The sequence below is a fragment of the Nostoc sp. CENA543 genome (assembly GCF_002896875.1).
Taxonomy (GTDB): domain Bacteria; phylum Cyanobacteriota; class Cyanobacteriia; order Cyanobacteriales; family Nostocaceae; genus Trichormus.
The window spans coordinates 6,570,305-6,591,426 of record NZ_CP023278.1 but is presented as its reverse complement, the minus strand read 5'-3'; the positions used below and the strand labels follow the sequence as shown (position 1 = coordinate 6,591,426).

Here is a 21,122-nt window from a genome sequence, read left to right as displayed (position 1 = left end):
TTAGTGTGGATAAAGATTTCAGCTTGACTTTAGCAAAGATGGGTGATGATATGGATAGCGAGGTTATACAGTGATTGTATATGTCTGACGATTTGTTAAAGTCTTTTCAACAAGCATACAGAAATTTAGAGTTATTGCCACTGATTCAGACAAGAGATTTAGAGAGATTTAGGGTGGATTATGGTGATGATGTGATTGCTGAATTAGAGCAGTTGGTTGAAGATAGCCCTAATGGTGATGGCAAGATTATTTTTACAGGACATCGTGGTTGTGGCAAGTCTACTTTGTTAGCGGAGTTTAGCAGGCGATCGCAAGACCGTTACTTTGTGGTTTTGTTCTCTATTTCAGACACAATTGAAATGTCTGATGTCAATCATATCAATATTTTGTTTTCTATTGCTGTAAATTTAATGTACGAAGCGGAAGCTCTGAAAGTGGAGATTCCTAAGTCTACAAAAGATGCTTTGTATAAATGGTTCGCAACTCGGACTAAGACAGAAGAATTTAATCTTGAGGCGGAAACTTCTCTGGGTTTCGATTTACTTAAATTAATTAGTAATAAATTAAAAGCTGATGCGGCTGTCCGCTATGAAATTAAGCAGGAATTCGAGAGAAAAATTTCTGATTTAATTGCGCGAATTAATGAAATTGCGGCTATCATTCATGTTGCCACAAAAAAAGATGTTTTAGTTATTATAGATGATTTAGATAAATTGGAATTGGAAAGAGTCAATGATATTTATAGAGATAATATCAAAGCTCTATGTCAACCAAACTTTAGAATTATTTATACTATACCTATTGCTGTTTTAAGAGATAAGTTTCTCAGACCACTAATTGAGACAGAAACTAATGACCAAGTTGTAGTCATGCCTGTATTAAAATTATTTGAACAGGGGCAAAATCGTCAACCTAATGCCCAGCCTCGCCCACAAGCGAAAAATATTTTATGTGAAATCTTACAAAAGCGAATTCCTGCTGCACTTATAGAATTACAAGCAGTAGAAGATATTGTTGTTAATAGTGGTGGTGTGTTGCGAGAGTTGGTGAGAATTGCTAATGAATGTTGTCGTATTTGTCTGCGGTTAATTCGTCGTAAACCAGGACAGGCGGTGGTCATTAATCAGCAAATTTTAGACGAAGCAATTAATAATATCCGCAATGATTTTGCTGTGCCTTTGGGGAAAATTGACTATACCATCTTGCAAACTACATATCAGAACTTTATGCCTGATGATCCCAAAGAACCTGAGTTTTTAGACTTACTTCACGGGCTTTATGTTTTGGAATATCGCAATCGCAAAAACTGGTATGATGTTCACCCCATCGTTGTAGAACTCTTGAGAGAGCAGGGTTTCATCAATGACAATTAATGAACTATTTGATGATGATGACAATCTAGATGCTTATGATGATTTAATTGTCAGCATTCAAGCGAAAGAACAGGGTTTGAGTTTGCTGATAGCTGTTTGCGATGATTTGAATTTTCGAGAGCAAATTATCGAGCAGTATGAAACAGAATTACAACCAGAAATCCGTCCTTATCGTGTGACATTACCCAGAGGTGAGCCAAGTTTGAGGGCTGCTATTGCTCACTTAGTGGAAAATGAAGCATATTTGCAGCAACATCAACCAGCAGTAATTACGGTGACTGGTGCAGAAAAGCTTTATTTTCTCAAGCTGGGAAAGGAGCGTTCTGAACAAGAAATATTTTTCGGTTATTTGCAGTGGACTAGAGAAGCTTTAAGGGAATTTCCCTTTGCTATTGTCTTGTGGGTGACTAATCAGCTTTTAGTTAGTTTGATTAAAAAAGCTCCTGATTTTTGGAGTTGGCGAAATGGTGTTTTTCACTTTATATCAAAAAAGAAAAACACTGTTTCTAGTAGAGAGTTAGAGCCAATTTTTTATGCTTTTATTGGTCATGAAATATCGAACTTTGATGATGACAATCCTTACTTGCTACCTATAGAAGATTTGCAAAGATTTATTCAGGATCAGGAAAAACGGGGTGAAAAAGATGCAACTTTAGCGACTTTGTATTTTAATTTAGGTCATATTTATAGCGAAAGACTTGAAAGAAGTGAATTTCAAGACTACCAAAAAGAGCAAGAATTAGGAATTAAGTATTTAAGCAAGGCTGTAGAACTGCAAAAAGAGTTAGGTTTAGAAAGAGACGTAGCTCTTAGCCTCAACAACCTAGCAGAACTCTACCGTTCCCAAGGGAAATACAGCCAAGCCGAACCATTGCACATCCAAGCTTTGGCACTGTCGCGCAAACTCCTGGGTGAAGAACATCCATCTGTCGCCACTAGCCTCAACAACCTAGCAGCACTCTACCGTTCCCAAGGAAGATACAGCGAAGCCGAACCCTTGTACATCGAAGCTTTAGCACTGAGGCGCAAACTCTTGGGTGAAGAACATCCATCTGTTGCCACTAGCCTCAACAACCTAGCAGAACTCTATCGTTCCCAAAGGAGATACAGCGAAGCCGAACCCTTGTACATCGAAGCTTTGGCACTGTGGCGCAAACTCCTGGGGGAAGAACATCCAGATGTCGCCACTAGCCTCAACAACCTAGCTCTACTCTACCGTTCCCAAGGGAAGTACAGCGAAGCCGAACTGTTGTTAATTCAGGCCTTGGCACTGTGGCGCGAACTCTTGGGTGAAGAACATCCATCTATTGCCACTAGCCTCAACAACCTAGCAGAACTGTACCGTTCCCAAGGGAAATACAGGGAAGCCGAACCCTTGTACATCCAAGCTTTGGCACTGCGGCGCAAACTCCTGGGTGAAGAACATCCATCTGTCGCCACTAGCCTCAACAACCTAGCTGCACTCTACAACTCCCAAGGGAAATACAGCCAAGCCGAAGCCTTGTACATCCAAGCTTTAAATATTTTAGAGCGACAATTAGGGTTAAATCATCCTAATACGGTAACTGTGCGTAAAAATTTAGCATATTTGCGCGACTCTCTCACCTCAGAACAATAAAATTCAAGTTCCTAACCTCATCAGTCATGTTCTGAACGCGAAGTTTCATGCTCTGAACACCAATTTTCGTGTTCCGAACACCAATTTTCGTGTTCCGAACTCGAAGTTTTATGCTCTGAACTCAAAGTTTTATGCTTTCAACTCGAAGTTTCATGTTCCAAAGGAGAATGTTCTTGTTCTGAGGTGAAATAATGTTTGTTTTCAAGCCATTGGCTAGATATCGCTCTCAATTTAATCATATCTATTTTTCAGCGATCGCTCATCAATAATTATCTCTTTTCTGTTACTTTCTCAAGTAAATAACGAGTAAGTAGGTTAAATTATCCATCATCACAAAGGGATTGAGTGATTAACCTCACTAACTTAATCACTTAATCCTCAATAGACTAAACTCTATAAACTATGAACTTGAGTGATGATGATTTAATTTTGCCCTTTCTCAACCAGGCTCAAACTTATCAAGAGCAAGGTTTATACAGTGAAACTTTAGGTTGTTATCTACAATGTCTAGAATTTTGTCAAAATCGTTGGGGTAAAGAACACCTAACCGTTATCACCAGTTTCCATCACTTAGCTACTTTTTATCATGCCAATGGTAGAAACGGTTCTGCTGAATATTGTTATGTCAAAGCATTAGAAATTACGCGTAGAGTGCGAGGAGATGAACATCTAGATGTTGCTACTAGTTTAGATAGGTTAGCGTATTTTTATCGTTCTCAAAATAGGCACAACGAAATAGAGCCTTTGTATATTGAAGCTTTGACAATTAGGCGCAAACTTTTGGATGCAGAACATCCTGATATTGCTACTAGCTTTAAAAGGTTAGAACATCTCTATTATTCCCAAAATAAATATAATGAAGCCGAAATTTTGTATCTTGAAGCTTTGGGAATTAAAAGTAAGTTGTGGGGAAGAGAACATCCTGATATTGCTACTCTCCTCAATAAATTAGCAGAAATATACCGTTACCAAGGTAAATATAGTGAAGCCGAACCGCTATATATTGCAGCTTTAGAAATAAGATGGAATTTACTAGGAAAAGAACAGCCCGATGTCGTTACTATTCTCAATAACCTAGCAACGCTTTATTGTTTCCAAGGTAAATACAGTGAAGCTGAAACATTATACGCCCAAGCATTAAGGCTAATCTTTTTAAATCAAGAACATCGTCATGTCACTACTATTCTAAATAATGTAGCAACCCTATACAATTACCAAGGCAGATATAATGAAGCTCGATTATTGTGTCTGCAAATATTAGCACTTAAATACAAGCTGCTAGGAGAAAACCATCTTGATATTATCCCTACACGGAATAACCTAGCAGTAATTTGTCACTCACAAGGTATGTATACAACTGCTGAATCATTTTTGATTCCAGCCGGTTCAATGATTGAAAAATTACAAGGAAAAGAACACATTGATTTTGCCACATACCTCAACAACCGGGTAGAAATTAGTCGTTTTCAAGCTAGAAATTACTATAAATGGGCAGAATATGTTTTACAAGAAGCTTTAACAATCAAGCGTAAATTACTAGGAGAAGAACATCCTGATGTTGCCAATATGTTGAATAATCTAGCAGTTATCTATTATCTGCAAGATAAATTTAATGAAGCGGAATCTCTGTTTATTCAAGCTTTAACAATTATCCGTCAGTTATTGGGAGAAGAACACCCAGATTTTGCTACTAGCCTCAACAATTTGGCATTCTTTTACTATTCACAACAAAGATACAGTGAAGCTGAACCTCTGTTTATTCAAGCTTTAGATATTTTAGTACAGCAATTAGGGACGAATCATCCCCATACGGTGAGCGTGCGTCACAACTTAGCAGATTTACGCGATGCTTCTCACTCAGAAAACTAAAAATTTAGTTTTTTCAACTTCTTAGTTTTATACCTTCCCCTAGTAAATGTTCTGTGGCTTTGCCAACAAAAAACTTTTCAAACAGGTATAATGGCGCACTTAACGGCCCCAATCCGTTGAGAATCATTGCTTTAACTGCTTGACCTGGGCTAACTATTTCTTGCTGGTGTGTTCCTAGTATTTGGTTTATTTGTTCTACCAAACACATTTGGTCAACTATCCCTGCCACTATGCCGCAGTGGTCAATATCTTGTACTCTTATTTCTGATACTGATGGTGTCATTTATCAAAAATACCATTGATCTCCTCTCTTACCTGCGGAATTTGGGTTTAGTCTTGCTTTCCCCATGATATCTGTAAGTGTTTTAAGTAAATTTATTCAGCAAAGTAAAAGCATGGGGGAAATTGCTTTGTTGAAATCTTTTCGTGTTTGGGTAAAAGATAATAAAGCTTGATAGACGTAGGTTGGATAAAGCGTAGCACAACCCAACATAAATATCGTTAATTTTAATGAATATTGGTGTTGGGTTTCCTTACGTCAGCCCAACCTACTTGGCTATAAAGAATTTACGTTTTACTTGATAAATTGTCTCTCAAATCATGATGGCTGGTAACTCATAATTATGCCACTGACGCTGATACCATTCAGCGACTAGGGGACGGATTTTAAATTGGGGTTTATCTTCGCCTGTGACATCAATTCGCACACAGGAATAAGGACGACGTTTCTCAAAACCTTGTCCATTACGTCCGAGGAAAAAATGCGATCGCGCAATTAATCTTTCTGTATTTCCCCAAGTTTCTGTTAAGTCTGCGCCTTCTGTCCGTTGGCGACGTAAACTATAGCCACTACCACCACAAACTAACCAATTGATATTGCTGTCGGCGTGTCCTGTGTCTAGGGTTTGCAGATATTCTAAGCAATGAGCGTGACCATTTAAAACTAAGTCTACCAAAGGTCGTCCTTGGTTAAGTTTACCGATCGCTGCGGCTACAGCCTGAAAAACTTCCCGCAAATGGCTGCGAATAGCCAGGGTTTGCGCCTGTTCCCATTTCGTCGCCTCTGTCACATATGGCGGATGATGAAAATAGATGACTCTTCCCCGCACTTCGGGATTATGCCAAGATGCAATTAATCTCTGCTTTAGCCAGTCTAGTTGTACGGTGTCGATTTTTTGCGGCTGTTCAGTGGTTAATTGTTTGCTGATATCTAAAATAATTTCTTCAATTTGAGATAACTTGTGGTGAAAATCGTCTAATTGTTCAGCTTCGTTGGGATTTTCAGGATTTAATTTAGCGGAAGATTCAATAATTTGCATTTTCTCCCTTTCTAAGTCTTGCTGACGACTGGCTAAAATTTGCCGATCGCGATCGCCTTTTTGAGTGTGGGGTAAAGGCTGGGGTGCATTGAATGTATTAGAATCAAGGGCGAAAAAATCAATCCCACCATAGCGAAAGGTGTAATAACGATTGGGTATGCGTGTGAAATACCCCGGTTTATAGACGAGAGTGCGTCCTGTGTCGGTGGTAGCGGTGTAGTGTTGATCTAAATGACGGGGTAATTCTCCTGGTAACTTCAACCTATGGAGATAATCAATAAACGCCTTAGCATAAGCATCGCCAACACCAGAACCATGTAAACCGACATCAATATCTAACTGCGATCGCAATACATACCGAATCGGTAAAGTGGTCAGAGACAGTAAACTTAAAACTAACGGTAATTCATAGTAATCATGATTGCCGGGGACAGGGAGAACTGGTAACTTAAACACTATGCGATCGTAAGCGATATCTTTGGGATGTTCCCCTCCCACAAGTAATTCCCGATAAGGTTGAATAAAATTTTGGTGATAATATTCACTCGAACCCACTAAATAAACCACATCACCTGTATGTAGTAAAAAGCGACAGTCTTGATAGTGGGGTAACATCAACTCTGCAACTTGTCGCTGGGGGTTATGTCCCTTATGTTTTCCCGAACCACTATCACCCACAACTAAAAAAGAGAATTCTTTTGAGTCTGCTTGTCCGTCTTCTAGAACTAAGCGCGTTTGGTCGATGTTTCGTTCTAAAATTGACGCATCTTGCCAACGTACTCGTTGCTGCATTTTACGGATTTTCTTGGCTATTGCAGGATCATGAACCAGTTTCACGATCATTTACTCCTTTTTGAGTGCTGAGTAGTGTTAGCGGAAGCGGGGCGTTAGCCCGTGCTGTTAGCGGAAGCGGGGCGTTTAGCCCGTGCTGAGTGGTGAGTGGTGAGTAATGAGTTAGCGACAGCGTAAGGTACCAAAGCCCTCGGTGTTAGATGCGTTGCGGCTTACGTCTAACGCACCCTACATATACTACATATATTTTCAGGATGAAAGTTTGAGTTTGAGACGAGAATATTATCGTTTCCCGTGAGAACATTGCAGTTTCAAACGAGAAAATTCCTGTTGCAAATTAGAAAGTTCTTGTTCCAAACGAAAACGTTTTTCTTCTAAATGAGAATATTTTAGTTCATAACTCAGATATTGATGTTCATAATGATAATTTTCACGTTTTTACCCTCAATCACGAACTTCCAAAACTAAAATTGAGTTTCTACTCACTACTCAGCACGGACTAAACGTCTCGTTTCCGCTAACAGCACTCATCACTCATCCCTCCTCACTCCCTGACTCTTTCAACTCAATCTGTAAGTTCGGTAATCCTTCTAATTTCTCCATTGGTTCTAATTCTGGCACTGAGGGAACAAATACTTTTAACGCGCCAGGAACACATTTAATGTCAACTGGTGTTGTTCCTACGACTTCGCCATCAATTACTATCTTTTGTGGTGGATCTGTGGTGATTTTGAACTGTTTCGCACGTAAATAACCAATATCATCGCGTTCGGCGGCGTTTCCTGAAGAAGCGGTTTGAAATAGATGATAGGTAGCGGCGATCGCTCCGGCTTTACTACTAGGAGCTACAATTGTTAAATCTAATAATCCATCATCATAGACAATTCCCGCCGGGCCTTGGGCTAAAACTGAAGTTGGGGGTGCAGCATTGGCTACAGTTACCGCCGCCGCAGTAGTTTTGATGATTTTATCTTCTGTTTCAATTTCGACATCAAAGCTTTCTAACTCTCTTAACTGCTGAATTCCCGCTAGGATATACGCCATAATCCCAAAGCGTTTTTTGGCTTCTCTGTCTGCTAGTTCTACAGTTTCCGCCTCAAACCCAATTCCCGCTAATAGAATCATTGGCAGATCATTGCAATAAGCTATATCTACATCACGGGTGATTCCCTGTAAAATCGTCCGACAAGCTGCGTCAATAGTATCAGGAACTCTTAAAGCAGCTGCAAAAGCGTTAGCTGTCCCTCGTGAGATAATCCCAAAGGGAATATTAGTCCCAGCCACAGCCACAGCCGCCGCCGATAAAGTTCCGTCACCACCAGAGGCGATAATTAAATCGACACCCCGTTGAACTGCTGCTGTTGCCAGTTCATCAGCACCAGTTTCTTCTGTAGTTAATTGCACATCTAAATTAAGTTCTGGTTCTAAAATTGACCGAATTTGAGCCAAATCCAAATCTGGATTACCTTGTCCAGCCACGGGATTAAAAATCAGGCAAGCGGAACGATTCATAAAATTGCCAAAGGTTAAATGCGATCGCTAAACCATTTTCTTTTACAGTATCATTTTTGCCAAATCTTCGCGTATTTCTAGAAGGAGGGGTGTAAGGGTGTGGGGGTGTAGGGGAGACAAGACAGACAAGGGAGAGAATAAATCATACCCAATCCCCAGTCATTTTTGAATTTTGAATTTTGAATTTAGTTAGTCCCCAATCCCCAGTCTTGCCAAATTTAACCCTCAACAATTACACTGAGATTAATTAAGCTTCTCAGGGTTTATACTTATCTTGAACACGCTGGTGGGACGCTACGAAATCATCAAGTTACTAGGTGGCGGTGGTTTTGCCGTCACATATCTGGCTAGGGATAATTTTCAACCTAGTAAACCCTTATGTGTTGTAAAACAACTACGTCCCAACCAAACCCAAAGCCGCGTTATCGAATTTTTTGAGAAAGAAGCCGCTATCCTCGAAAGACTGGGAAAACATCCCTACATTCCTCAACTACTGGCACACTTTAACCAAGACCAGAATCTATATATAGTGCAAGAGTTTATCGAAGGGCAAGATTTAAGTCGAGAAATTGTACCTGGTAAGCGGCTGAGTGAAAGTTATGTCACCAAACTTTTACAAGATGCGTTAGAAATCCTCTCCTTTGTCCATCAACAGGGAGTTATTCACCGCGACATCAAACCCCAAAACTTAATGCGTCGCCAAGATGGCAAGATTATTTTGATAGACTTCGGCGCAGTCAAAGAATTAGGAACATTAATGATTAATAGCCAAGGTGAGGTCAATTCTAGCGTAGTGATTGGCACACCTGGTTATATGTCTTATGAACAATATCGCGGTAAACCTTGTTTTGGTAGCGATATTTATGCGTTAGGGGTAATGGCTATTCAAGCTTTAACAGGTGTTTTACCCGCAGAATTGCCAGAAGACAGCCAAACAGGGGAAATTATCTGGCAAAATCAAGTACAGGTGAGCGATCATTTGGCTGAAGTGTTAACTAAAATGGTGCGTCATCATTTCAGTATGCGCTACCCTAACGCCACAGAAACATTACAAGCTTTAATCTCAGTCACAGCACCATTACCACCGACAGTTGTATCTGAGGTTAACAAGGAATTATATCTGCAAGAAGTTACGAGTCGCGCCCAGCAGGGTGAAGGTGATCTTTCTGTCATTGCTTTGAGAATATTAGAATCAAGGCGCGTCGAGTTGGGGTTGTTGGAGGAGGAAGCAAGAGAAATTCAAGCACAAGTTTTGCAACCCTATCGGGAATATCAACGCAAGTTAAAAGAATATGAACAGGCGTTAATTGATGTAGTCAAACAAGAATATCCCCTTAGTCAGCGAACACAAAAGGAATTACAAGACTATCAGCAATATTTGGGATTACGGAATGAAGATATTGCAGCCATAGAAGCAAGAGTATTTGCGCCACTACAGTCAGAATTACAACGACAGCAGCAGGAAGCCGAAAGATTACATCAACAACAACAGCGAAAACAACAACAGGAAGCGTCTAAGGCTAAATCTAACGCCATTATTCAAACTCAAACCTTTGAATTTGAAACCGCTACCATTACAGTTATAAATTCAGGGTTTATAGGTTTAGGAAAGAAACATGAAATCAACCGCATTCGGGGAAGTGCTGAGTATTTTAGAGAAAACCTGGGTAATGGCGTGTCTTTAGATATGGTGGCAATTCCTGGCGGTAAATTTATCATGGGTTCACCAAAAAATGAACCAGGACGAAATGATACTGAAAGTCCACAGCATCCAGTTAATGTAAAACCCTTTTTCATGGGTAAATTTCCTGTGACTCAAGCACAATGGCAAGCTGTTACTGGTTTTGCTAAGGTGAATATTGATTTAAATCCCAACCCATCTCATTTTAAAGGTGCTAATCGTCCTGTAGAAAAGGTTTCTTGGTATGAGGCGGTAGAATTTTGCGCGAGATTATCTCAAACAACTGGGAGAATTTATCGTTTACCGAGTGAAGCAGAATGGGAATATGCTTGTCGCGTGGGGACGACTACGCCCTATTACTTTGGTGAAACAATTACCAAGGATTTAGCGAATTACGACAATATTTACCAACAAACAACTGATGTGGGAGCATTTCCTGCAACCCTCTTTGGTTTATCTGATATGTGTGGTAATATATGGGAATGGTGTCAGGATAAGTGGCACAAAAATTATGACAATGCACCTACCGACGGAAGTGCTTGGTTCGGTGCTAATAATAAATATAGGCCGTTGCGCGGTGGTTCTTGGCCCAGTAATCCTTGGCTCTGTCGCTGTGCATCTCGTAGCTGGAGTGAGCCGGAATACAGGGCCGACTACATCGGTTTTCGGGTTGTGTGTTCCGCCGCGAGGACTTAGCTCTTTACAATTTTGCCCTTTAGCACTTTGCGCTTCTTTTTATCTTCTTGCCCTCTCACACCTCGCGCGATGAAATTTTTTTACAATTTTTGGATGAGTATTTTCAACTGTACTAAAGGAAACTTTAAATTTAATCAAGTGGTAAGTATTATGTAGTGCGATAGTGCGATCGCCTTTCAAAATCTAAGGTGCGTCAGTGCGAGAGAAGCTAACTATACCGAGAAATTATTCATACTGACGCACCCTACCAAACTGTAAATACTGGTTAGGATGCGATACGGATATTGAGAGATTAATTTACCCTAACTCTAACTCACTAACTACCAAAATTCTCAACTCTGTGACTCGTTGCAAAGCTGCATCATTAGTCAAAAAAGCATCACAACCGCTTGAGATAGCAGTTGCAATCTGCAAAGCATCGGGTAACTGAAGATTGTAACGCATCCGAATGTTTGCAGCATTTTGTGCGATCGCAGCATTGATATCTACAAAAACAACTTCATTACTGAGTAATACATCAACAAAGGCTTGCTCTAAATCCGGTAAGCCTGAACGTATAGCACCCACTAAACATTCAGATAATGTTATCGGAGATACCACGGCTTGAATATCAGTTGCCAATCGGTCAAAAATTGGTTCTACTAAATAAAAAAATTGTGGATTACGCTCTACAAAATAAATAACTGGTGCTGTATCAATAAATATGTGAGAAACCCCTGCTAATGCTTCACTAATTCTCATTATTCTGTTTTTAACAAATCTTCCCGATGTTCATCCCCTTCACGCCTAGTTTGAGAAACCCACTGTTGAGCATCTTCACCAAAGAGTGGATGAGAAGCCATACCTTTTAAATCGCTCCATTTGCGTTTTGTCTGTGCCGGAATCAGGCGTTTTTTCATACGTTCTACTAAATATTCCATCACCGTTAATTGCTCTTCTGGTGTGAGTTTGTCAATCTCGCTGAACATTTTTTGCAGTGGTAAATTCATCAATTTAACTCAATATTTATTTCCTGATTGTAACCTCAACGATAAATTTCATGAGGCGATTTTATGAATACTGTTTTTAACTTACGTAACTTTTCCAGAACTGGGTTAGGGTTACGGCTTTGTTCTGCTCTCATGCGATCGCCCCACTCCATCCAATCAGTCATATAAGCATCTATTGCTTGCTGATTTTGTAAATAGTAAAGAATAGTTGCATAAACTTGTTCTAAAGTTAAGGAAGTGTAAGTTTTAGCAATTTCTTCTGGTGTTCTAGCATGAAATAGGTAGTCAAACAAGATAGTTTCAATTCCTACGCGTGTACCTTTCAACCTAATATCATCGGGGGCTAGAAAGGTAAAATATTCTTCAATTTGCATAGTTATTGCAAGTTAATATTATCCACCTCTATTAATCTTAACATCCAAACAATTGCCGCTATATAGTACGATCGCCCTAACTCACACCTGATCCCCTAGTGTTACAAACTGTAAACAAAAACCAAAATAAACTTAACTAAAATCAGGCGATCGCCATCCGGTAAGTCACCCACTGCGGTAGTCTAGATGAGAAGTGAAAATATCGCCTGGTTTGACATATTGTTTTATGACTTCAGTTATTTCGACAGCCCAACGCACAATTCGGATTGGTTCACGTAAAAGTCAACTAGCCCTGGTTCAGACTTACTGGGTAAGAGACCAACTGCAAAAAAGTTATCCAGATATTACCTTTGAAGTCCATACCATGTCTACCCAAGGCGACAACATCCTGGATGTAGCATTAGCCAAAATTGGCGACAAGGGACTATTCACCAAGGAACTAGAATTGGGAATGATCAATCAAGAGATTGATTTTGCCGTGCATTCCCTCAAAGACTTACCTACCAACCTTCCCGCAGGTTTAGCATTAGCCGCCATCACGGAACGGGAAAACCCCGCCGATGCACTAGTAGTGCATGAAAAATTTAAAGATAAGCAAATCGATACTCTCCCCGCCGGTGCGGTAGTGGGTACATCATCTTTGCGACGCTTGGCGCAGTTACGCCACAAGTTCCCCCACCTGACATTTAAAGATGTGCGCGGAAACTTAAATACACGCCTTGCTAAACTCGATGCAGGTGAGTACGATGCTTTAATTTTAGCGGCTGCTGGATTGCAACGTTTAGGTATGGGCGATCGCGTCCACCAAATTCTCCCCAAGGAAGTATCATTACACGCCGTCGGTCAAGGTGCATTAGGCATCGAATGCCGTGGTGATGATACAGAATTAATTTCACTACTGAAGGTAATTGAACACCCCGAAACCCGCGATCGTTGTTTAGCAGAACGCTCATTTCTCCGCAGTTTAGAAGGTGGCTGTCAAGTACCCATAGGTGTAAACACAGAAATAGATGGGGATAATTTAACACTAACGGGTGTAGTTGCCAGCATAGACGGACAAAACCTAGTCAAAGACACCGTATCTGGTGCAGCTAGTGATGCTGAAAACCTGGGGATAGAATTAGCCAACCGACTACGGGAACAAGGCGCGCAAGAAATTCTCGATGCTATCTTTGCAGAGATTCAACGTGGTTCTTAGACGATGATGCTCCGAGATGTGTTTAGATATGAGTAATTCTTGTAATTACTTCACAGAAAACCTCAAGAGCCGGGGACATAAAAATTACCATGCGGATTCTATTTGTAGCAGCAGAAGCAGCACCCATTGCTAAAGTTGGTGGTATGGGTGATGTTGTCGGGGCATTACCAAAAATCTTGAGAAAAATGGGGCATGATGTCAGAATTTTCCTGCCCTATTACGGCTTTCTCGCCGATAAAATGGAGATTCCCCAAGAACCTGTGTGGTGGGGATATGCCATGTTCCAAGATTTTGCAGTTTACGAAACAATTCTGCCTGGTACTGATGTTCCCTTGTATTTATTCGGACATCCTGCCTTCGATCCTCGTCGCATCTATGGTGGTGATGATGAAGACTGGCGTTTCACATTTTTCGCCAATGGTGCAGCCGAATTTTGCTGGAATCACTGGAAACCAGACATTATTCACTGTCATGATTGGCACACAGGGATGATTCCTGTGTGGATGCACCAGTCTCCAGACATTACCACAGTCTTTACAATTCACAATTTGGCTTATCAAGGGCCTTGGCGTTGGTATTTAGAGAAAATTACTTGGTGTCCTTGGTATATGCAAGGACATAATACAATGGCAGCCGCAGTCCAATTTGCCGATAGAGTTAATACAGTTTCTCCCACCTACGCCGAACAAATTAAGACTCCAGCTTACGGTGAAACGATAGAAGGCTTACTATCTTTTATTAGTGGTAAGTTATCTGGGATTGTTAACGGTATCGATACAGAGGTATACGACCCAGCCACCGATAAATATATCGCTCAAACCTTCACAACAGAAACTTTAGATCAACGTAAAGTTAACAAAATTTCCCTACAAGAAGAAGTTGGTTTAGAAGTTAATAAAAACGCCTTTTTAATTGGCATGGTGACGCGGTTAGTCGAACAAAAAGGTTTGGATTTAGTCATCCAAATGTTAGACCGCTTCATGGCGTATACTGATGCTCAGTTCGTCTTGCTAGGAACAGGCGATCGCTACTACGAAACCCAAATGTGGCAATTAGCCTCCCGCTATCCTGGACGCATGGCCACCTACCTACTATATAATGACCCCCTCTCCCGCCGCATTTACGCCGGTACAGATGCCTTCTTAATGCCTAGCCGCTTTGAACCCTGCGGTATTAGCCAAATGATGGCGTTGCGTTACGGTAGCGTCCCCATCGTCCGCCGCACGGGTGGACTAGTAGACACTGTATCCCACCACGACCCCATGAACGAAGCAGGTACAGGCTATTGCTTCGACCGTTACGAACCCCTAGACTTATTCACCTGTATGATTCGCGCCTGGGAAGGCTTCCGCTACAAACCCCAATGGCAAGAACTACAAAAACGCGGTATGAGTCAAGACTTCAGTTGGTACAAATCCGCTAAAGAATATGACAGACTCTATCGTTCCATGTACGGCTTACCAGAACCAGAAGAAACACCACAACCAGAATTAGCAATCATTCAATAAATTGAGGCTGAGTTAGCGATAACGCAAGCTACTGTTTTTTAAAGCATTGAGCCTCCAGAACCCCGACTTTTTCAAAAAGTCAGGGTTCTTGTTTCTTAACAATGATTTAGAACTGCCTGATCCCATCAAAATTTTTCGCTATCCTTGCACAAATTATCGCCGCCTGACACTTTCTCTACAACATCTGCGTCTATGTAATGTGCGGCATCTATAAAAGTAATAAATTTTACGGATTTTATCCTGATATTTCCAGTGCTATCTTGAACAAACGAATATATACAGACTATCTAAGCGATATTTGCAAGGGTTATAACTTGTGAGAAAAAATACTATTCTCCGTGGGTGTACTTATGGCTTGACAGGATTAATTTCATTAACTGCGGTAGTCATCAGCAATACTACTGCCTTCACTCAAGTCGCAATTCCACAAACACCCTCTTCTGATACCCAATTTATCTGGCCTACTACTGGATATATTTCTCAAGGCTTCCGCAAGTATAAACACGAAGGAATCGACATCGCTGGGGCAATTGGCACACCAATTATGGCGGCGGCGGATGGAACAGTCATGAAAGCAGGCTGGGATGAATGGGGATTAGGAAATGCCATAGAAATCAAACACCCCAATGGCAGCGTCACCGTTTATGGTCATAACCGCCGTTTACTAGTTAGCAAAGGTCAACAAGTCCAACAAGGTCAAATCATCGCAGAAATGGGATCTACTGGTAATAGCACCGGTTCTCATTTACATTTTGAAATTTACCCCAATGGTAAAGTTGCTTCTGATCCTCAGCGTTTATTAGCCTCATCCGTTGCTAGCCATACTCCCCCATCTCACATATCTTCCACGGCGGCTGGTGGCTATCAAATTCATAAACCCCAATCAATTGTCCCACCTTCAGTAACACAAACAGTTTCACCATCCCAAATCATCCCAATTCCCATAACTCTTTCCCCCATTCACAATACAGGCTGCAATGGTGTCTCAGTTGTTCACGGTGAAACCAAAAATACATTTGTTACAGTTTGCCAAGAAAACGGCCAGTTTTTCTACATTGGTCAATTAAAACAAGATCCTCATCAACCAATCAAAATCCCAGCGTGGAGTGTTGGTCAAAACAAATATCAAGCTAATAATGGCAGTTATTCTTACTTAGTCAGTGCCGATAAGGTGCAAGTATTACGTCACGGCAGCCAAATTCGCACTGATACTTTTCATAGTTTCAATAAGTGAAAAACTCAGCTTTTGATGAGAGCAAAAATTAAGGTTTTATGACTTTTGTATCAGAGCAACTAATCTCTAAATATTTGCTGGTCTAGTCTCCTTAAATCAACAATAGCATAGACATGATGAAAAAGAACTGGTGCGATCGCGTCAGTTCTTTTTGCAACAATTTTTATACATTTTCCGCGTATTTAACCTTGGCAACAGCAAAACGCTTTATGATATAAAGTAGTCAAAATTACACAAACAAAAATATTGTCTGTAAGTTTTTAGTCGTTACCAAAATATAAGGTGTTTACCAATGGAATATATTGCTTATTCCTCTATGGTTATTGCCAACGAAGAGGCAAATGGTCAGGCTGAATATATCGACTACGAATTGCCCCAATTCAATTGGAATTGGCAAAAATTACTCAAATCTTCAGCTTGGTTATCTTTAGCAGGCTGTATGGTATTTTTTGCTGCTATTACCCAAACCCAATCTGCTGTAGCTGCCTATGTCAGAACTAATGGCAGTTGTCTGAATGTGCGTATACAGCCAGAAACGGACGCTAAGGTCGTAGACTGTTTACCAAACGGGACAAAAATCACCAGCACTCAAACAGTTAACGGTTTCGTGCGCCTATCTGCTAATAAATATGTATCTGCAAAGTGGGTGGGTAATATGTCTGCCACCCGCCCCAACAAACCCAATAACAATGCAGGTGTAGGTGGACGCGTTACACTCAGCCTTGGTTCTAGAGGCGCAGCCGTAGCAGAAGTACAGAAAGTTTTAGGAATTAATCCCACTGGCTATTACGGGCCTGTAACAGCACGAAGAGTCCGAGAATTTCAAAGCAATAACGACTTGCGCGTTGATGGCATAGTCGGCCCAGAAACTCGCACGGCCTTGTTTACCACAGCTTCTACAGGCAATATGCCAGATAAACCAAATCCAGGAACTGGCGGCCCTGTCACCCTCACTCTTGGTTCTAAAGGTGAGGCTGTCTCAGAAGTACAAAAAGCTTTAGGCATTGAACCCACAGGTTATTACGGGCCTGTGACAGCAAGGAAAGTAAAAGAATTCCAAGCTAATAACAACTTACGCATCGATGGCGTAGTCGGCCCAGAAACTCGCAGTGCGCTACTACGGGGATAGGGAATGAGGGAGACAAGGGGGAAAAGGAAGACAAGGGAGATTTTTCCCAATCCCTAATCCCCAGTCCCCAATCCTTAATCCCCCATCCCAAAATATTTTCTGACAATCTGCAAAATATATTCGGCTGCGTGACCATCCCCAAAGGGATTGATGGCGTTAGCCATTGTTTCGTATGCTGTGGGATTACTTAATAACGCACCAGCCGCCGCCGCAATACTATCGCTAGCAGTACCTATTAGTTTTGCGGTACCCGCAGCCACAGCTTCCGGTCTTTCTGTGGTTTCTCTAAGGACTAACACTGGTTTTCCCAGACTGGGTGCTTCTTCTTGTAACCCACCGGAATCAGTCAACAGAAAATGCGATCGCCCAATTGCTCCCACAAGTTCGGCATAATCTAGCGGTTCAGTTAAAAATACACGCGGATGATCGCCTAATAATGCTTGCAATGGTTCTCGCACCGTGGGATTGCGATGTAAGGGTAGGAGTAAAGCCGTATCAGGAAAATTATTTAAGATTTGTAAAAAACCTTGGGCGATCGCTTGCAGAGGTTCTCCCCAATTTTCCCGACGATGCACAGTCGCCAGCAAAGTCCGGTAAGAATTCCAATCCAAACCAGGAATATTGCAAGCAGGTTGAGTTGCAGCCACATTTAACAGCGCGTCAATCACTGTATTTCCCGTCAAATGAATTTCCCCTAACACCCCAGAACGTTCCAAATTTTCCACAGCCAAAGCCGTAGGGGCAAAATGTAACTGCGTCAGTTGAGAAATTAATCGGCGATTAGCTTCCTCTGGATAAGGATTATAGAGATTATCAGTTCTTAAACCAGCCTCCACATGACCAACAGGAATTTTTTGATAAAACGCCGCCAAAGTGGCTGCAAAAGCCGTAGTCGTGTCACCTTGAACAATCACAAAATCCGGCTTATTTTCTAGAAATAACTGTTCTAAACCTCGTAAACTCCGGCAAGTAATATCACTCAAAGATTGCTGCGGCTGCATAATCTCCAAATCATAATTTGCCTTCAAATTGAACAGCTGCATCACCTGCTCAACCATCTCTCGATGTTGTCCAGTTAAAATCACCTGCAAATCAAAGTCCGGTGCGTCCTGAAACACCTGAATTACCGGAGCTAACTTAATCGCCTCTGGACGAGTTCCCAAGATAATGCAAACACGTTTTTGATTAGTCATTAGTCAATAGTCATTAGTCAATAGTCATTAGTCAATAGTCATTAGTCAATAGTCATTAGTCAATAGTCATTAGTTATTGTTTTTCTTCCTCTGCTACCCCTACACCCCTAATTCCCTAATTCCCCCAAAAACGAAAAAACCCGGCTTAACCGGGCAGATGCTTTTTGTCGAATTTTTTGGGATAACTACATTTTGAGGTCGCAAGTTAGTGGGCAAGACGCATATACAGTTGTTTGCAGTTGCTCTGCTTCTCCGCCGTGTAACCAGCTCAACCATTGAACTTCTGTTGGATGTACACCTTTCATGGTCAGCACACCTGCACCAATTAAAACGGACATCACATTAAACATAATCAAACCACCTGCAACAAGCAATACTGCGCTAACAGGCATTACAGATTGCAAAACAATCGACAACAAACATCCGACCGTAGCCATTAATACAACCAATGGAAACCCGACAACCAACAAGCATACTGCCAATGTAAAAGTCCATATCAAAAAACTTTTAATCATTAACAAGGAGTAGGTCTTTCCGAGATTAGAACTCTGAGCCAAAACCATGACTTTTCCTCCTAAGTACACAGCAAAATTTAATTTCAGTAATATCTCGCTTGAGCAAGCAACTGAATGATTCAATGAAGTTTCAGTATATAAAACTCATCCGCAAAAATGAGGGTTTATTTATTAAACTTTACAATTAATTTTTTGTAACTATGAATGTAAAGTTGAGTTCACATTTCACCATAAATACCACTTTTAATATCTATCTTCAGGCATAGCAGCTAAAAATCATTTGACCAAAAAGTTTATTTCAGGCTTGTGAGTAGCATTATGCTTAACATTTCTTATAAAAAATGGCGATGTTTCTCATAATTGTCTCAACGGACTCAACAAATTATCTACGGATGATTTCACTGTTAACTGCTAGTCACTTATAGTCAACACAGCCAAACTTCTCTCATTTAATTTCTCATTTAAAATATTGCAACCTCAGTGACGTATTTTTCTGCATTATCAAACACTATTTATTAACAATATATTTACTGAGGTTTTTTCTGAAACTCTTAGGCTAAACCAGTTTATGTATAGTTATTTTTTTTGTTTTTATTTTAGCGTCACAAACTATACAAAGCCAACAAAAGCAATGTAACAGAGTGTTACAGAACCCTCTCACATTAGTCAGAAGCCTGAAGTTCCCTGTTTTCTAAATTCCCAAGCTGTTGAGCCAAGATTTCTACTCATTCCCTGTTTGACTGCGAAATTCTAAAGATATATGACAGAACCAGCCAATTCCTCCAATCCAAACTCTGTGACTGTGAGAAATGTGCCGCCAGCACCGCCGCCACCGCCACCACCCCCAAATGTGATGACGCAACGCCAATATACCCAAACATTGGATATGTCTTCAGTGAATAGAAGTGGCGGACAAGCCGCACCACCTCCCCCAGTTCCAGCTCCTCCTGCGGCGGCGCACCGTCCGGGAATGCCACCACCAATGCCTGTTGCTAGTCCTGCTAGTTCAGGGCTAACTTTAGGTGAGATTATTAAGGAAGCCTTTGATAAAGGTTATTCGGATATTCACTTAGGAATAGGTGAAGTCCCCCGCTTCCGTAACCGAGGAGAGATTACCCCTACAGACTACCCAGAAACGGACAAAGCAATCTTCATGAGTTGGTTGCGAGAGGTAATGAGTGAGGCAGAAATTCAAAGATTCCAAGAACATCTAGAATTTGATGGTGCGACTCAGTACGAATTTGCCCGTGTTCGGATTAACGTCTTTGACTCGCTCAAAGGCTATGCAATGGTTCTGCGGTTGATTCCTTTAAAAATTCTGTCTATTGATCAATTGAGATTACCGCCTGTCTTCCGTGATATTTGTCATTATCACAAAGGCTTAATTCTGGTGACAGGCCCCACGGGTTCTGGTAAATCCACAACAATGGCAGCCATGATTGACTATATCAACCGAGAAATGGCTAAACACATCATCACCATTGAAGACCCTGTGGAATTTGTGCATCAAAGCCGTAAATCTTTAGTGAAGCAACGGGAAGTGGGGATGCACACCCGAAAATTCGATAATGCCTTAAAGGCAGCTTTGCGGGAAGACCCAGATTTGATTCTAGTGGGTGAAATGCGGGACAAAGAAACCGTCAACACAGCTTTAAAAGCTGCTCAAACTGGTCACTTAGTAATGGGAACTCTGCACACTAACAGTGCGGTAAAAACCATTGAACGGATTTTGAACCTCTATTCAGGTGAAGAACAAGATGCGATGCGGGTAGCACTGGCAGAATCTTTAGTGGCAGTCATTGCTCAAGGCTTGTGCCGGACAACTGACGGCAAGCGGGCAGCTTTCCACGATATCCTGATTAATACAGAGGCAATTAAAGAATGGATCAAAGATGGTAAGTATGATGAAATTACCGAATTGATGAAGCAAGCTGGTTTTGACGGTATGATTACTATGAACCAGTCGTTGCTCAACCTTTATCAAGAAGGTCGCATCACTGAAGAAACAGCCTTAGAAATGTCTCCAACGCCTAATGAAATGGCTCAGTTCCTCCGAGGAAGAGTTTAAGGTAGGGGTGTAAGGGTGTAGGGGTGTAAGGGTGTAAGGGTGTAGAAAAGATTT

Annotated in this window: 16 protein-coding genes and 1 pseudogene; 9 read left to right on the top strand and 8 right to left on the bottom strand. The window is 41.2% G+C overall.

Going from position 1 to position 21,122, the window contains the following annotated elements; genetic code table 11:
• Positions 1-80 precede the first annotated feature (80 nt).
• From CLI64_RS27660 to CLI64_RS27650, 3 genes are all read left to right on the top strand, one after another.
• Positions 81-1,373 (top strand): ATP-binding protein, encoded by a 1,293-nt coding sequence (locus CLI64_RS27660; protein ID WP_103140212.1) that lies wholly within the window; start codon positions 81-83, stop codon positions 1,371-1,373.
• Positions 1,363-2,991 carry a tetratricopeptide repeat protein gene (locus tag CLI64_RS27655; RefSeq protein WP_103140211.1) on the top strand — a complete coding sequence of 543 codons (1,629 nt, stop codon included), beginning with the start codon at positions 1,363-1,365 and terminating at the stop codon, positions 2,989-2,991. The genes CLI64_RS27660 and CLI64_RS27655 overlap by 11 nt, the downstream gene beginning before the upstream one ends.
• A gap of 402 nt (positions 2,992-3,393) precedes the next feature.
• Positions 3,394-4,860: a tetratricopeptide repeat protein gene (locus CLI64_RS27650; RefSeq protein ID WP_103140210.1), complete on the top strand. Its 1,467-nt coding sequence runs from the start codon at positions 3,394-3,396 to the stop codon at positions 4,858-4,860.
• Positions 4,861-4,885: 25 nt separating this feature from the next.
• Here CLI64_RS27650 and CLI64_RS27645 read toward each other — a convergent pair.
• From CLI64_RS27645 to CLI64_RS27635, 3 genes and pseudogenes are all read right to left on the bottom strand, one after another.
• Positions 4,886-5,143, bottom strand: a pseudogene (locus tag CLI64_RS27645) (DUF4277 domain-containing protein); the annotation flags it as partial.
• A gap of 310 nt (positions 5,144-5,453) precedes the next feature.
• Positions 5,454-7,016, bottom strand: coding sequence for a metallophosphoesterase (locus tag CLI64_RS27640; RefSeq protein WP_103140907.1), 1,563 nt, complete (start codon positions 7,014-7,016; stop codon positions 5,454-5,456).
• Positions 7,017-7,505: 489 nt separating this feature from the next.
• On the bottom strand, positions 7,506-8,483 hold the full coding sequence (locus CLI64_RS27635) for a YegS/Rv2252/BmrU family lipid kinase (RefSeq protein WP_103140209.1): 978 nt from the start codon (positions 8,481-8,483) through the stop codon (positions 7,506-7,508).
• A 274-nt stretch (positions 8,484-8,757) separates the two neighbouring features.
• Between CLI64_RS27635 and CLI64_RS27630 the strand changes: the two genes are divergently transcribed.
• Positions 8,758-10,860, top strand: a complete 2,103-nt coding sequence (locus CLI64_RS27630; RefSeq protein ID WP_103140208.1) for a bifunctional serine/threonine-protein kinase/formylglycine-generating enzyme family protein — start codon at positions 8,758-8,760, stop codon at positions 10,858-10,860.
• 297 nt (positions 10,861-11,157) lie between these two features.
• On the opposite strand, the gene CLI64_RS27625 is transcribed toward CLI64_RS27630, so the two are convergent.
• From CLI64_RS27625 to CLI64_RS27615, 3 genes are read right to left on the bottom strand one after another with little or no spacing between them, the layout of a single operon-like run.
• A complete protein-coding gene (locus CLI64_RS27625) occupies positions 11,158-11,601 on the bottom strand; it encodes a PIN domain-containing protein (protein WP_103140207.1) in 444 nt (147 codons plus the stop codon).
• Positions 11,601-11,849, bottom strand: a complete 249-nt coding sequence (locus tag CLI64_RS27620; protein WP_103140206.1) for a hypothetical protein — start codon at positions 11,847-11,849, stop codon at positions 11,601-11,603. Before CLI64_RS27620 ends, CLI64_RS27625 begins: the two co-directional genes overlap by 1 nt.
• A gap of 35 nt (positions 11,850-11,884) precedes the next feature.
• Complete coding sequence (locus CLI64_RS27615) at positions 11,885-12,223, bottom strand: DUF433 domain-containing protein (RefSeq protein ID WP_103140205.1); 339 nt, start codon at positions 12,221-12,223, stop codon at positions 11,885-11,887.
• A 226-nt stretch (positions 12,224-12,449) separates the two neighbouring features.
• Between CLI64_RS27615 and hemC the strand changes: the two genes are divergently transcribed.
• The 4 genes from hemC (at position 12,450) to CLI64_RS27595 (ending at position 17,292) form a co-directional block, all read left to right on the top strand.
• A complete protein-coding gene (gene hemC, locus CLI64_RS27610) occupies positions 12,450-13,421 on the top strand; it encodes a hydroxymethylbilane synthase (RefSeq protein ID WP_103140204.1) in 972 nt (323 codons plus the stop codon).
• Positions 13,422-13,510: 89 nt separating this feature from the next.
• Positions 13,511-14,929 (top strand): glycogen synthase GlgA, encoded by a 1,419-nt coding sequence (gene glgA / locus CLI64_RS27605; protein ID WP_103140203.1) that lies wholly within the window; start codon positions 13,511-13,513, stop codon positions 14,927-14,929.
• Between the two features lie 316 nt (positions 14,930-15,245).
• The gene (locus CLI64_RS27600) at positions 15,246-16,163 is read left to right on the top strand and encodes a M23 family metallopeptidase (RefSeq protein WP_103140202.1); all 918 of its coding nucleotides are present in this window, start codon (positions 15,246-15,248) and stop codon (positions 16,161-16,163) included.
• A gap of 292 nt (positions 16,164-16,455) precedes the next feature.
• Entirely contained in the window at positions 16,456-17,292 is an 837-nt protein-coding gene (locus CLI64_RS27595) for a peptidoglycan-binding protein (RefSeq protein WP_103140201.1), read from the top strand.
• A 74-nt stretch (positions 17,293-17,366) separates the two neighbouring features.
• On the opposite strand, the gene wecB is transcribed toward CLI64_RS27595, so the two are convergent.
• Both wecB and CLI64_RS27585 read right to left on the bottom strand, forming a co-directional pair.
• Entirely contained in the window at positions 17,367-18,485 is a 1,119-nt protein-coding gene (gene wecB, locus CLI64_RS27590; RefSeq protein ID WP_103140200.1) for a non-hydrolyzing UDP-N-acetylglucosamine 2-epimerase, read from the bottom strand.
• Between the two features lie 185 nt (positions 18,486-18,670).
• Positions 18,671-19,048, bottom strand: a complete 378-nt coding sequence (locus CLI64_RS27585) for a hypothetical protein (protein ID WP_103140199.1) — start codon at positions 19,046-19,048, stop codon at positions 18,671-18,673.
• A gap of 712 nt (positions 19,049-19,760) precedes the next feature.
• On the opposite strand from CLI64_RS27585, the gene CLI64_RS27580 reads away from it, so the two are divergent.
• A complete protein-coding gene (locus tag CLI64_RS27580) occupies positions 19,761-21,068 on the top strand; it encodes a type IV pilus twitching motility protein PilT (RefSeq protein ID WP_103140198.1) in 1,308 nt (435 codons plus the stop codon).
• The last annotated feature ends 54 nt before the right edge of the window (positions 21,069-21,122 follow it).